The 13,590-nt window shown below is 49.5% G+C and carries 12 protein-coding genes and 1 riboswitch; of the genes, 1 reads left to right on the forward strand and 11 read right to left on the reverse strand.

Annotated elements, in window-relative coordinates; translation table 11 throughout:
• On the forward strand, positions 1-432 hold a 432-nt coding region (locus QOL74_RS15060), incomplete at its 5' end, for a hypothetical protein (protein ID WP_283410327.1).
• 100 nt (positions 433-532) lie between these two features.
• Here QOL74_RS15060 and QOL74_RS15065 read toward each other — a convergent pair.
• From QOL74_RS15065 to QOL74_RS15115, 11 genes are all read right to left on the reverse strand, one after another.
• A complete protein-coding gene (locus QOL74_RS15065; RefSeq protein WP_283410328.1) occupies positions 533-775 on the reverse strand; it encodes a hypothetical protein in 243 nt (80 codons plus the stop codon).
• A gap of 364 nt (positions 776-1,139) precedes the next feature.
• Positions 1,140-2,672 carry a glutamine-hydrolyzing GMP synthase gene (gene guaA / locus QOL74_RS15070; protein ID WP_283410329.1) on the reverse strand — a complete coding sequence of 511 codons (1,533 nt, stop codon included), beginning with the start codon at positions 2,670-2,672 and terminating at the stop codon, positions 1,140-1,142.
• Positions 2,673-2,738: 66 nt separating this feature from the next.
• Positions 2,739-4,211, reverse strand: a complete 1,473-nt coding sequence (guaB, locus tag QOL74_RS15075) for an IMP dehydrogenase (RefSeq protein WP_283410330.1) — start codon at positions 4,209-4,211, stop codon at positions 2,739-2,741.
• Positions 4,212-4,313: 102 nt separating this feature from the next.
• Positions 4,314-4,415: riboswitch (purine riboswitch) on the reverse strand.
• Positions 4,416-4,685: 270 nt separating this feature from the next.
• Positions 4,686-5,849: an aldo/keto reductase gene (locus QOL74_RS15080; RefSeq protein WP_283410331.1), complete on the reverse strand. Its 1,164-nt coding sequence runs from the start codon at positions 5,847-5,849 to the stop codon at positions 4,686-4,688.
• Positions 5,850-6,045: 196 nt separating this feature from the next.
• On the reverse strand, positions 6,046-6,429 hold the full coding sequence (locus QOL74_RS15085; RefSeq protein ID WP_283410332.1) for a hypothetical protein: 384 nt from the start codon (positions 6,427-6,429) through the stop codon (positions 6,046-6,048).
• Positions 6,430-6,524: 95 nt separating this feature from the next.
• Positions 6,525-8,162 (reverse strand): chaperonin GroEL, encoded by a 1,638-nt coding sequence (gene groL, locus QOL74_RS15090; protein WP_283410333.1) that lies wholly within the window; start codon positions 8,160-8,162, stop codon positions 6,525-6,527.
• A 50-nt stretch (positions 8,163-8,212) separates the two neighbouring features.
• The gene (gene groES, locus QOL74_RS15095) at positions 8,213-8,497 is read right to left on the reverse strand and encodes a co-chaperone GroES (protein ID WP_283410334.1); all 285 of its coding nucleotides are present in this window, start codon (positions 8,495-8,497) and stop codon (positions 8,213-8,215) included.
• A 326-nt stretch (positions 8,498-8,823) separates the two neighbouring features.
• Positions 8,824-10,359 carry a methyl-accepting chemotaxis protein gene (locus tag QOL74_RS15100; RefSeq protein WP_283410335.1) on the reverse strand — a complete coding sequence of 512 codons (1,536 nt, stop codon included), beginning with the start codon at positions 10,357-10,359 and terminating at the stop codon, positions 8,824-8,826.
• 31 nt (positions 10,360-10,390) lie between these two features.
• Positions 10,391-11,107, reverse strand: a complete 717-nt coding sequence (locus QOL74_RS15105) for a DUF554 domain-containing protein (RefSeq protein WP_283410336.1) — start codon at positions 11,105-11,107, stop codon at positions 10,391-10,393.
• 114 nt (positions 11,108-11,221) lie between these two features.
• Complete coding sequence (locus tag QOL74_RS15110) at positions 11,222-12,094, reverse strand: DNA glycosylase (protein ID WP_283410337.1); 873 nt, start codon at positions 12,092-12,094, stop codon at positions 11,222-11,224.
• Positions 12,091-13,407, reverse strand: coding sequence for a hypothetical protein (locus QOL74_RS15115; RefSeq protein ID WP_283410338.1), 1,317 nt, complete (start codon positions 13,405-13,407; stop codon positions 12,091-12,093). The genes QOL74_RS15110 and QOL74_RS15115 overlap by 4 nt, the downstream gene beginning before the upstream one ends.
• Between the last annotated feature and the right edge of the window lie 183 nt (positions 13,408-13,590).

The following is a 13,590-nucleotide window of genomic DNA, read 5'->3' on the forward strand; positions in this document are numbered from 1 at the left end:
CATGATTCTTGGTTTTTTGCTCTTAGCCATTTCCATCCTCTCCCTACTGTTATTATAGTTGGATTAGCTAAAAGCACAATTTATTTTACACTCCCTTTCCTGCATGTGTTTTTTACTCAGCATCATCTCGGCCTCCTCATATATACTGCAATAAGTACAGTATATACTGACTTGAGGCGGATGCCTTCTCCTTGTGGCAGACTTGTCATAGAGCCAGGAAAAAAGTGCTTACCATCAGAAGAAAATTCTGTTTACCATGCAGTGAAAAAAGTGCTTACTGTACCAGAAAAATTCTCCTTACTGTGCAAGAGAAAAACTCCTTACCGTATGACTGTAAAAACATCTTACCACCCACAGCGCCTGGTCTGGGGCAAGACGCGTAAACTCCCTCCGTTTCCCGGAGGGCAGAAAGCCGGTCAGCAGCACCTGTGATGGATGACCCAAAAGTGTTAAAAGGCGCTTTTGGGTTTTCTGGTCACAAAGTCCGGCAGTTTTCGGTCAATTTAGTCCGTCTGGTTCTGGACAGCCAGCGTTAGCAGCGACAATAAACCGCAAATGGAACTAAAGAGTAAATATATGTACCCATGGTAAAAAATGCTATCCTTAGAAAAACATTAATACCAAAATTATCATCTATTGCTTTTCCTATTCCTACAAAAACTATTATTCCTATAAAAACTAGAAAAAAGCCATTGAATGACCCAAAATATTCTCTTGTCAGTATGCTCTCTAGTCTTTTTAGCGTTTCAAATAGTTTTCTAATGATTTTCAACATATCTTTTCTCCTTATTTATTTTTTTTCTAAGTATGAATTTTAAACTGAATTTCCGATAACGTCTTATTCCCGCCACTCAGTTCGCTTTACCTCCCATTTCAATAGGTATTTGCGAACTTTGGTTCGGTAATACTTACTTCTTGCCGCAACATTACAATATGCGATGATTTAGCAGGTTCTTTGTTTTGCCACCACTTCTATTATGCCTTAGTCATGCCATCAAATCCAGTAATATCAACGTAATATTTCTAAATAATCGGAGAAGTGAGTCACTTAATCAGATTCAACAAACGGTCAACAATAAAAACAGCCCCTCAAACACTATATTCACAGTGCTTGCGGGGCTATTCAATGTTTGCTGTTGTTACTCCCACTCAACGGTTGCGGGGGGTTTTGAGGTAATGTCATACACCACCCGGTTCACCTGGTCAACTTCGTTGACTATGCGGTTGGCCATGGCGGCCAGCACGTCGTGGGGAATGCGGGCCCAGTCGGCGGTCATGGCGTCGGAGCTGGTGATGGCGCGAATGGCGACGGTATGGGAGTAGGTGCGTTCATCTCCCATGACTCCCACGCTTTTGATGCCTGGAAGCACAGCGAAGTACTGCCAGATATCACGATCAAGGCCGGCTTTTTTGATTTCTTCCCGCACCACCGCGTCTGCCTCCCGCACAATGTGGAGCTTTTCTTCGGTGATTTCTCCCAGTATGCGCACGGCCAGACCGGGGCCGGGGAAGGGCTGGCGCCAAACCACTTCGTCGGGGATTCCCAAGGCGGCGCCAATGGCCCGAACTTCATCTTTAAACAGATATTTGAAGGGTTCGATGAGCTGAAACTTCATGTCTTCCGGCAGACCGCCCACGTTGTGGTGGCTTTTGATGACGGCGGCGGTATCGGTGCCGCTTTCGATGATATCCGGATAAAGGGTGCCCTGTACCAGAAAGTCCATTTCGCCCAGTCGGGATGCTTCTTCCTCAAAGACGCGAATAAAGGTTTCGCCGATAAACTTTCGTTTTGCCTCTGGTTCGGTGACACCGGCCAGGCCTGCCAGAAAACGTTCCTGAGCGTTCACTCGAATGAAGTTGAGGTGGAATTTGTTGGTGAAGAGGTCTTCCACCTGATCGCCTTCGTTTTTGCGCAGCAGCCCATGGTCCACGAACACGCAGGTGAGTTTGTCTCCGATGGCTCTGTGAACCAAAACGGCTGCCACAGAGGAATCCACTCCTCCTGAGAGGGCGCAGAGCACCTTGCGGTCTCCCACCTGTTGGCGAATGGTGTCGATGGCTTCTTCGATGAGATTGCCAGTGGTCCAGTCGCCGGTGCATTGGCATACCTTGTATAGAAAATTACGGATAATGTCAATTCCCTGCTGGGTATGTTCCACCTCGGGGTGAAACTGAAGGGCATAGGCTTTTCGCTGTGGGTCTTCCATGGCGGCCACGGGACAGTCGGGGGTAGCGGCGGTGATACTGAAGCCTTCAGGTGCCCGGTCGATGAAGTCGGTGTGGCTCATCCAGCTGATGAGGCCCTCTGGCAGACCTTCAAAAATGGTGGATTTTCCCTGAAACTGCAGACCCACTTTACCATATTCTCTTTTTTCGGCCCGGTTGACGCTGCCGCCATAATGGCGTGCCATGAGCTGCCCCCCGTAGCAGATGCCCAGCACAGGAATGCCCATGTCAAAAATGGCAGGATCACACTGAGGGGCTCCTTCTGCATACACGCTGGCTGGACCTCCGCTAAAAATAATCCCCACAGGGTTGATTTCTTTCACTTTTTCAGCCGAAACATGGTAAGGCACCACTTCGCAGTACACCTGGCATTCACGCACTCTTCGGGCAATGAGCTGGTTGTACTGGCCTCCAAAATCAAGGATTAATACATTTTCTTTCTCCATCCACTTGATCCTCCCTCAATGGTCTTTCTTGTGTCACCTGTCTCCGTTGCCTGATAAATGATACCCTTATTCGGTGTCTCTTACACTGTAGTTGGGTGCTTCTTTGGTGATGTAGATATCATGGGGATGTCCTTCAATAAGGGAGGCCCCGGTAATTTTGATAAAGGAAGCTTTTTGCCGCAGATCGTCGATGGTGGGCGTGCCACAGTAGCCCATGCCGGAACGAAGACCGCCCATGAGCTGATACACCGTGTCTTTCAGTGGGCCCTTGTGGGGAACCCGGCCTTCGACGCCTTCGGGCACCAGTTTCTTTTCATCAGATTGATCTTGAAAATAACGGTCGCGGCTGCCTTCTTTCATGGCTCCCATGGAGCCCATGCCACGATAGGTTTTGAAGCTGCGTCCCTTGTAAATCACCGTTTCTCCAGGACTTTCTTCGGTGCCAGCAAAGAGAGATCCAATCATCACGGTGTGGGCTCCGGCTGCCAATGCTTTGACGATGTCGCCGGAATATTTGATGCCGCCATCTGCAATCACGGGAATGCCATGGGGAGCCGCTGCTTGAGAGCAGTCATAAATGGCGGTGATTTGCGGGACACCGACGCCGGTGACCACCCGGGTGGTGCAGATGGATCCAGGGCCGATGCCTACTTTCACCGCATTGACACCCGCTTTAATGAGGGCTTCAGTGCCTTCTGCCGTGGCCACATTACCGCCAATAATCTGCAGCTCGGGGTATTGCTTTCGAATGCTGGCCACCGCCTCCAGTACCCCTTTGGAATGACCATGGGCGGTGTCTACCACCACCACATCCACCTTGGAACGCACCAGTGCCTGTACCCGTTCCAGCATGTCTGCTGTGACGCCTACGGCAGCACCCACCAGCAGCCGGCCCTTGTCGTCTTTGGCGGAGTTGGGGTACTTGATGGCTTTTTCAATGTCTTTAATGGTGATGAGGCCTTTGAGCATGCCTTGATCGTCGATAATGGGCAGTTTTTCAATTTTGTGGATCATGAGAACTTCCTTGGCTTCATCCATGGTGACACCTTCTTTGGCCGTCACCAGGTTTTCCTTGGTCATGACCTCATCGATGAGCTTGTCATAGTCTCTCACAAAGCGGATATCCCGGTTGGTGATGATTCCCACCAGTTTTCCCTTCACGGTGATGGGAACCCCGGAGATATGGTAGCGCTCCATCAGTTCCAGCGCGTCGGAAACGGCATGGTCGGGAGACAAAAAGAAAGGATCCACAATCACGCCGTGTTCACTTCGTTTGACTTTATCCACTTCAAGTGCCTGCTCTTCAATGGTCATGTTTTTGTGGATAATGCCAATACCGCCCTCCCGGGCCATTGAAATGGCCATTTTGCCTTCTGTGACGGTATCCATGCCGGCACTGAGAAGCGGGATGTTCAGTTTAAGGGAGGGTGTTAAACGGGTGTGTAGATCCACCTGGGCGGGCAGTACTTCTGATGCGCCTGGAATCAACAGGACATCATCAAAAGTGAGTCCCTCTTTCATAATTTTGTTCATCTGCATTTCCTCCTTCACGTGACCGATGCCTCTTTCCTGTCAAAAAAATCCACCAACCGATTTCATCACCAAGGCGCGGGAGAAAAGGGTTAGTGGACAAGTTTCTTCCAATAACAACAATTCACCCATAGAAAAGGAATTTACGGTTCCCTTGTAGAGACTGCCATTCCGTATTAGTGGCATTATATGAGTGCAGCATCATTCAGTTTGAGCAGTGCCTGTAAGCCGGTTTCGGCTCAGGGCGAAAGTGGATTTTGTTTTCCATGCATGCCGTTCTGGTTGATGGTTGTCCTCAAGCTTATCAGAGGAAATGAGCCATGTCAATAGGATGTGAAAGGTTCGGAAATATCTTGCATTTCAACGGTTGCATCTGATTACATCAGAAACCAATAAACGTATCCACAATGATCGCAGACGTAGTTGGTGGCTGTTTTATTGAAAACATGATCAGTTACTTCGGCAACCTGCTGGCATTTGAAGCTATGAACGCTGGTCCAGCATCGCCTGTACTGCTTCCAGCCGCTGAATGATGGGCAGTTTTTGAGTGCACAGGGTTTCGCAGATACCACAGGCAATGCAGTCTCCCGGAAGCCCGTCTTCCGCTTTCAACTCACCCCGGTCATGGTACCAGTCCAGCTGTCGGAGGGTTTCGTCGGAGTTGATGAGCAGTGACAGATTGTAGGCTTCCATGTAAAGGTTCATTTTAATTTTTGACGGGCATTTCTTTTCCCGGCAATACTGACAGTTGGTGCACAGAGCGTCCAGTTTTTCCGTCAGCTTTCCTGAAATTTCCCGGCGCTTTGCTTCTGATACTGTTAGCGGACGCGCCACAGCCGCGGTGTTTTCATCCACCTCTTCTTTGCTGCCCATCCCTGCCAGCACCACGGTAATGCCCGGTTGTGCCGCGTTAAAGCGCAGGGCTGCCTGCACGGTGCTTTCTTCGTCGTACTCCCTGATAAAGCTGAAGTGGTCCTGATAACGGGGAATCAGCCCACCGCTCAGGGGGTTCATGGTCACCACTCCCAGCTGATGCTCCAAGGCGGCCTGAACCCCTTCCTGCCGGAAGGGATGATTGATGACATTGTAGCCCAGCAGTACCCCTTCAAAGACGTCATCTTCAATAATGGTGCGGATGTCTTTGCCGGTACAGTGGGTGGAGAAGACAACGTGATCCACCAGGCCTTCGGCTTTTGCTTTCATGGCCCCTTCATAGGGACCGCCAGGAGCCATGACCCGCCGATACTGGTCAAGGTCCATCAGACACCACATATGAAAGAAGTTGATTTTATCAACGCCCAGGCGGCCCAGGGATTTTTCGATGCGGGCACGCACTTCATCTGCTGTTTTTTCTTTGCGGATCATGCTTTTGGTGGAAATATAGTACGGGTTGGGCATTTTTTTGAAGGCTTTTCCAAAGATGGATTCGCTGCGGTCATCGCAATAGAAGGGCGCTGTGTCGAAGTAGTTGATCCCTTTTTCACTGGCATAGCGCACCACTTCTGCCGCGTAATCATCGTCGTCTCCAAAGCGCATGCCTCCGAAACCAATGACAGATACCTCTTTGCCTGTTTTGCCATAAGGTCGATAGATCATTGCTGATTCCTCCTGTTTTCTGGCGGTGATGGCTTCATTATATCGAATCATCAGCAACACGTCCAGCGCCGCCATCTGTCATATGGATGGCGTGTGTGTTCTCGCATATGCCCGAGAGAGCCTTATTCGCCAAAAAAGTAATAACCGGATTCCATTATCTTTCCTTGGAATCCGGTTATTCAAAAATGAATCCTCTCTTTTGGGACAGATGCCGCAGCTCTGCCACTCCTTCGATGCAGAAACTCATTCAATACCCTCTTTCAACGATTGACTGCAGTTTCATTCCCTGCAGCTGTTCCTCAAAAACCGGAACATCAACCTGCTTGGTGTTGCTTGGTGTTGCTTGGTGTTGCTTGGTGTTGCTTGGTGTTGCTTGGTGTTGCTTGGTGTTGCTTGGTGTTGCTTGGTGTTGCTTGGTGTTGCTTGGTGTTGCTTGGTGTTGCTTGGTGTTGCTTGGTGCAGTGGGATACTTCTTCGTGCAGCACCTCAACGTCTTTTTGAGAGGATTCGAGGAAGGAGTCATCTTCCTTAAACTCATTATAGCAAATGAGCGAATGTTTTGCAAGTTATTTATTGGTTTTCCATTGATTTTTTTCAATGAATCAAAATCATGATGAATGCTGGCTTTCAACATAAAAAACCAGGGCGAAATGCCACCGCCCTGGTTTCCATAATGTATTATGTTTCGCGGGTGATGATGTGTTGTAAAGTGTTTAGACTTTACAATTACATCATGGGCATTCCGCCGCCCATGCCGCCCATGCCGCCCGGGGCACCTGCAGATTCTTTTTCCGGCAGGTCAACCACTGCACTTTCAGTGGTCAGCAGCATTGCAGAGATGGAACCAGCGTTCTGAAGCGCACTTCTGGTCACCTTTTTGGGGTCAACAATACCAGCGTCGATCATGTTGACGTATTTTTCATTCAATGCGTCGAAGCCGATGTTTTTATCGGAGTTCATCACTTTTTCCACAATGACTGATCCTTCGAGGCCGGCATTTTCTGCGATTTGGCGCAGAGGCTCTTCCAGCGCACGACGAACAATGGCCGCACCGGTTTTTTCATCTCCCGTCATGCCTTTCAGCAAATCTTCAATGGCAGGAATCACGTTCACCAGGGCAGTTCCACCGCCGGCAACAATGCCTTCTTCAACAGCAGCACGTGTGGCATTCAAAGCGTCTTCAATGCGAAGCTTACGCTCTTTCAGCTCGGTTTCAGTGGCTGCTCCAACCTGAATCACTGCAACACCGCCGGAAAGCTTGGCCAGTCGCTCCTGCAGTTTTTCACGATCGAAATCTGAAGTGGTGTCTTCGATTTGCTTTTTGATTTGTGCAATGCGGTCATGAATGGTGCTTTGGTCGCCGCTGCCTTCCACGATGGTGGTATTGTCTTTGTCCACTTTAATGGTACGGGCGCGTCCCAGCATATCAACCGTTGCGGTTTTCAGCTCGTAACCCAGTTCTTCGGAGATCACTTTGCCGCCGGTAAGGATGGCGATGTCTTCCAGCATGGCTTTTCTTCTGTCGCCAAAGCCAGGTGCTTTCACAGCAACGCATTCGAAGGTACCGCGCAGCTTGTTTACCACCAGAGTGGCCAGAGCTTCGCCTTCGATGTCTTCTGCAATGATTAACAGCTTACGGCCCTGCTGAACGATTTGTTCCAGCAGTGGCAGGATTTCCTGAACATTGGAGATTTTCTTGTCGGTGATGAGAACGAAAGCATCACTCAGAACCGCTTCCATTTTTTCTGCATCGGTTACCATGTAGGGTGACAGGTAGCCACGATCAAACTGCATGCCTTCCACCAGTTCCAGTGTGGTTCCCATGGATTTGGATTCTTCAACAGTGATGACACCGTCTTTGCCCACTTTATCCATGGCGTCAGCAATCAGGTTGCCGATTTCTTCATCGCTGGCAGAGATGGCTCCCACCTGTGCAATGGCTGATTTGCTTTCCACAGGCAGGGCAATTTTGCCCAGTTCGTCAACAGCAGTTTCAACCGCTTTGTAGATGCCTTTTTTCAGAATCATGGGATTGGCACCGGCAGCCACATTTTTCATGCCTTCACGAATGATGGCCTGGGCCAGCAGTGTGGCAGTGGTGGTACCGTCACCGGCCACATCGTTGGTTTTGGTGGCAACTTCTTTGACCAGTTGAGCCCCCATGTTTTCGAAGGGGTCTTCCAGTTCGATTTCACGGGCAATGGTGACACCATCGTTGGTGATGAGGGGTGAGCCGAACTTCTTATCGATAACGACGTTGCGTCCTTTTGGTCCAAGGGTGATTTTAACAGTGTTCGCCAGTTGATTGACACCACTTTCCAGTGCGCGTCTGGCGTCTTCTTTGAATTTAATGTCTTTAGCCATAATTCTAATTCCCTCCTTAGTAATTTACAAGTTACCAGTCTTCAGAAACTCTATTCTACAATCGCCAGTACGTCGTTTTGACGCACAATGGTTACTTCTTCGCCATCCAATTTAACTTCTGTGCCGGAGTACTTGGAGAAAATCACTTTGTCTCCGACTTTCAGTTCCATTTTAACCTCTTTACCGTCTACCATGCCGCCAGGACCCACTGCCAGTACTTCAGCCATTTGTGGTTGTTCTTTGGCTGTTCCGGGAAGAACGATACCGCTTTTTGTTTTTTCCTCTGCCTCCAACTTCTTGATCACAACTCGATCGCCCAATGGTTTAATGTTCATACCTTCTTTTGCCTCCTTTTTCATTTCTCTATGGTTTTTCATTGTTCACCGATTTGTTAGCACTCACCTCGATCGAGTGCTAACACACTTATCATATAGAAAAGAAAAATGGCTTGCAAACCTTATTTGAAAACGATTTTCGCCATAAATTGCATTTGCTGCGATTTATCTCTCGATATCTCTTTCTTTCTTCTTATTATTCATCATTGCTCTTATTTATGTTGAAATATTGTTTCAAAATCGTTGCAGAGAAAAAGAGCCCGCTTAACGAGCTCTCAGATCATCTGTTTATTGGGAGAATGTCATCAAATCCATTTGGAAAATGTCTATAGATCCATACGAATATGGAATTTTGGAATATCCCTCATGGCAAGCGAGGCCTGCACAATGCCTTTTCCGTCACTGCGAGACACTCCGGCAAATTTATAGTATTCATTATCCAGGTCTCTTGGCTGCATTTTTTGGATCACCTGATGTTTGGGATCTTTCAGGATTTTCAGAAAATCGAAGGCCTGGGAAGCCGGATCATCCGGGAACTGAAAACCAATGGCCGCCTTGTCGGAGCTGGCAACGATGGTAGCTGTTTCATCAGTGACATAGAAGTCGGCAGCACCGGTTTTGCGGGCAAATGCATTGAGATCAACCTGCTGCAAGCCCTTCATCTTGATTTCATCTGCCAGACGCTGGCTGTAGCGCACCAGACAGCGACCCAGCATTTCATCAAACTGGCCGCCAAATTCGCCCAGTCCATGGCTGATGTCATACAGTTCGTCTGCTTTTTGTGTGCTTTTTTCAATGTAGGCATTCTGCTGTTCCATCATACCGTTGATCTGCTCCAGCGTACTCATGGTGTCACGCGAGAAAGCCGCCACTTTTTCAATATGAGTGGCCATCTGTTCGGTGGCTTCCGACTGTTCACCGGTGACTGTGCTGATATGTCCAATGGCCTCAAGAATTTCTTCCATTGCTTTCATGATCTCCGTCAGCTTTCCTCTGGCTTCACGGCCAACCTGCTGTCCTTCATGCCCCTGGAGAACACCCGACTCCATCAGATCATGGGTGGTGTTCATCTGCCCCATGATGCCTTCGACCACACGGCTGATCTCAGAGGAAGCACCGGCACTTTCGTCTGCCAGTTTTCCAATTTCCTGGGCGACAATGGTGAAGCCCCGGCCGGCTTCCCCAGCCCGTGCCGCCTCAATGGAAGCGTTCAGGGAGAGTAGGTTAATCTGTTCTGCTATCTTGTTGATTTTCACCGACATACCAGTGATGTTGTTCATCATCTGATCAAGCTTCTTCAGTTCATCACCGGTGCCTTCCAGTTTTTGGCCAATTTCATCCATCACCCGGATCGCTTTTTCAATGGCTTCCCCGCCGACATCCACCACTTCTCTGGTTTTAATGGTACGTTCCTGCACCTGACGACCAGCCGCGGCAATTTCTGCGCTGCCGCTGGAAAGCTCTTCAGAGATGGAAGCTGCTTCCATGATGTCATTACTCACCTGATAGGCATCCGCCGAAAAGTCACTGATTTTCTGGGACAGTTGTGATATTTCCTTCAGACTGGCATGGGAATCTTCATTGAGTTCCTGGGTAAGCCGGCTGATGATACTGGAGGATCGCACAATCTGATAAACCCAGTTTTTCAGCATCTGGTGCAATGCTCCAAGCGGCTTGAGAATGATTTGGTCTGACGCACCATATCCGGTGGTGTCCATCTCTTTCAGCACATTCCCCCGGCTGTACTCTTCCAGTACCTTGCCCACATTATGGCGAAGCTTTTTCCCTTTTCCGGCAACCGTTAAGTAGCACAGCACAAACCCTACTGCAACTCCCACGGCAGCTCCTATCAATATCTGCATGCGATCAACCTCCCTTTCTTACTAAAAGACATTAGAATAATGTTTGCAAGAATTGGACCAACTTCGTTAAAAAAGGTTCAACCACAGGGTAGAATAGTGGGACAAAAACGGCCGGCAGCATGTTTCCAACAGGGATTCGTTTAATTTCAAGAATATTAACGGCAATACCTACAATCAAGAGACCTCCAATGGCTGACATTTCCAGAATCACAGCGTCCACCAACACCACTGCCAGCGCCCCGGCTGCCAGGGTGATGGCCCCCTGGTAAACCAGCACACTCAGGGCCGAAAGCAGCACTCCCACCCCCAGCGTGGAAGCAAAAATAACCGCAGAGACGCCGTCCAATAATGATTTGGCATACAAGGTTTCGTGATTTCCTGTTAGCCCACTCTCCAGGGCACCCACAATGGCCATGGCACCCACACAATAAATGAGGCTGGTGGCCACAAACCCACGGGCTACCTGCCCTTCACCTCTGCCGGAGCGGGCCTCCATCCATTTACCAAAAGCCGTCAGTTTATCTTCCACTTTCAATGCTTCTCCCACCAAACTTCCCACCACCAGTGAAAAAATCAGCAGCAGTATGTTTTCGCTTTTCAGCGCCCCCGACATGCCAATCATTAAAACCGACAGCCCCAACGCCTGCATCACGGTATTTTTAAAACGATCAGCGATGCCTTTTTGAAAAAGCAGGCCCAGACACCCTCCCAGTAAAATGGCCAGACTGTTGACAATGGTTCCAAACATATCCACTTCTCCTTCACTGTTGAACTAATCAGCCGAAATGATGATTGAATCGACTATCTTTATTTCAGGTTCTTCATGATATGAGATTCTTCATGATATCAGGCTTTTCATACATTATTTGATTTTTTGCAAACGGGCGTGATAAAAGAGCAGCTGTTGGACATACCCCGCTGCCTCTCCGAACAGATTTAAGGCTTCGGCCTCGATGGCTGCATCTGTTTGCGGCGCTTCCGGCCAGAGGCTTTTCACCATGCGGCGCACCCATACGTCTACCGGAAACTGGTGCCGGGCCCCCATGCCGAACAGATTGATGCAGGCGGAAACCTTCGGCCCGACGCCCGGAAGTGTTTGCAACAGTTCCCTGTCTGCGCGGGGATCGCGATGCTGCTGCTCTGACATCAGCCGGTAGCAGGCTTTCCACTGCCGCACTGTTTGGAAAAGGTAGTTCGCACGGTAGCCAGCCCCCACTGCCCTCCAATCTTCCAGTGTCAGATCTGTTAATTGATCTGGTTTCGGGAAGGCGTGGTTATCGTGATCATTGATTCGGTTAATCAGCGTGCCATAGCGGTATGACAGCTGTTCAATGCTTTTGGTGATGCGGGGAATGTGATTATTGGCTGAAAAGAGAAAGGTGATGGTGGTTTCCCAGGGGTCCTGTTGTAACAACCGGATCCCTTTTCCGGTTTCGATGGGCGCTGCAAGCCATGGTGCCTTTTGAAGCAGTTGTTGATTCATGGCCTCATAATCCCGTTGAAGGTCAAAGTAGGAGATCCATAAATTCTGCAAGGTTGCTTCAGAAACCGGCTTCAGTATCAGATTGTCCGCTTCCTGCCGGGCATTGAGCACTTCTCCCTTCACGACACCTGTATAGCTGCCGTCTGGTTCTGGCCTCCAGCGGAAACACTGTCCGCAGGTCAGGGTTTTTTCCAGGGAAAAGCAGGTGACCGCCAATACCGCTGCGCCGTTTTCAATGCTCACCAGCCTCATGGGTTAACTCCCGTTATCTTTGCCTTTATGGTCACTGGCTGAAAAAGATCAAAGGCTTCATGAATCTGACGTCCGGTTTCCACATCGAAATAGAGTAACGTGGACTGCCCGTTTCGCATCACTCGATAACTGTAAGCCAGGCGGGGTGAAAACCGGGTGCCAAAAGTGCGGATCACCCGTTGTCCTTCATAAATCATACGTCCCAGTTCTGGTTGGCATTCGTTGCGCAGTGTTTCCATGGAAATCTGCTGCACCACTTCTGGAACCATGGTTTCAGAAAAGTCGCTTGCAAAATGCACCACCGTGCCATCCACTGCTGAAATGGTGATCTGGCAGGCATCACTGGTCATGATGATCTCTCCATCAACCACCGGTGTAAAGCGAAACAGATAGACCGGTTGTGTCTGCCCGTTTTGATTATACATGAATTCTTCCCGCACTTCCTCTGCTGCAACGCAAGGCATCAGGCTTCGGGCAACTTCCAGCGCATGTTCCATCGCGAGAGTTCCCGGGCCTTCGGGCACTGTCCCTGCCTGAAATTCTCTTATTCTGCCATCACGGGCATCAATACGCAGTTTTGCCGGTTCTGCCGCCGTCACTGCTTCTGCCCGGTAGGTGTGAACACCTTCCCGAATGCGCACCTCCCGGGAAGTCAGTTCCATTGTTTCCACTGAAAAGAGAGGCAGGTACTTTTCAGCCCGCAACAGTGCTTCTTCAGGTTCCAGATAACCAGGGTGCTGATTGGGCAGGGCGCTGTGCCGGTAAAGCACTACCGTTTCCTGAATTTGTTCTGTCAGCTGTCGAAGACCGCCATCGCTGGCATCCGGATTTCTCAGCTGATCCAACCGCCCCTGAATGTTATGATAAATCAGCAGCAACCTCCCCAGCTGATCATGCACTTTTGTGAGCATGGCTCTGTCTGGGTCGCCCAGCCGGGATTCCTGCGCCCGATATTGCCGCTCCAGCTGATCCACCAGCATGTTTCGAAGGGCCTCCATCGCGGCCAGCCCTTCCTGCAATCGTTCATGAGGAACCTCTTCCCGCTGATTCATTAATGCCCACTGCATGAAGGAAGCCGTCAGTTCTTCCACTGCACTTTGAAGCCGTTGCAGGGATTCCGGCGTTTCGTTTTCCATGAGAAAATCTATCTGACGCATGCTCTGGCGGATATTGCGCTCAATACTTTGGGATACCAGCGCTTCCATGGCATTCAGCCGTTGTCGGTTTTGCCGGTATTCCATATAAAACCACACATTTCCCGTCAGGCTGGCAATGAGCAGCACCGCCAGTATTCTTGAAAACCATTTGTTCACGATGATGTCCCTCCCAGTATTGCTGCCGTTTGTCATTCCTGCCACCTGTTGATATTGCATCTGAAATCACTTGTGAATCCGAAGGCTTTCCGTTCCATTATATGTTAATTCCAACGTTCTGACAACCGCGGAAATCAATGTCAATCATGACAATACGGAAGTGATATGAGCGCCTGGACAGGG

The sequence above is a fragment of the Anoxynatronum buryatiense genome (assembly GCF_900182905.1).
In the GTDB taxonomy this organism is placed as follows: Bacteria; Bacillota; Clostridia; order Peptostreptococcales; family Tindalliaceae; genus Anoxynatronum; species Anoxynatronum buryatiense.

Excerpts from the sequence above, each read along its gene's own strand:
- QOL74_RS15100 (WP_283410335.1), bottom strand. The coding sequence starts at position 10,359 with ATGCAGATATTGATAGGAGCTGCCGTGGGAGTTGCAGTAGGGTTTGTG.
- QOL74_RS15110 (WP_283410337.1), bottom strand. The coding sequence starts at position 12,094 with ATGAGGCTGGTGAGCATTGAAAACGGCGCAGCGGTATTGGCGGTCACC.
- groL (WP_283410333.1), bottom strand. The coding sequence starts at position 8,162 with ATGGCTAAAGACATTAAATTCAAAGAAGACGCCAGACGCGCACTGGAA.
- groES (WP_283410334.1), bottom strand. The coding sequence starts at position 8,497 with ATGAACATTAAACCATTGGGCGATCGAGTTGTGATCAAGAAGTTGGAG.
- QOL74_RS15065 (WP_283410328.1), bottom strand. The coding sequence starts at position 775 with ATGTTGAAAATCATTAGAAAACTATTTGAAACGCTAAAAAGACTAGAG.
- guaA (WP_283410329.1), bottom strand. The coding sequence starts at position 2,672 with ATGGAGAAAGAAAATGTATTAATCCTTGATTTTGGAGGCCAGTACAAC.
- QOL74_RS15105 (WP_283410336.1), bottom strand. The coding sequence starts at position 11,107 with ATGTTTGGAACCATTGTCAACAGTCTGGCCATTTTACTGGGAGGGTGT.
- guaB (WP_283410330.1), bottom strand. The coding sequence starts at position 4,211 with ATGCAGATGAACAAAATTATGAAAGAGGGACTCACTTTTGATGATGTC.
- QOL74_RS15080 (WP_283410331.1), bottom strand. The coding sequence starts at position 5,849 with ATGATTCGATATAATGAAGCCATCACCGCCAGAAAACAGGAGGAATCA.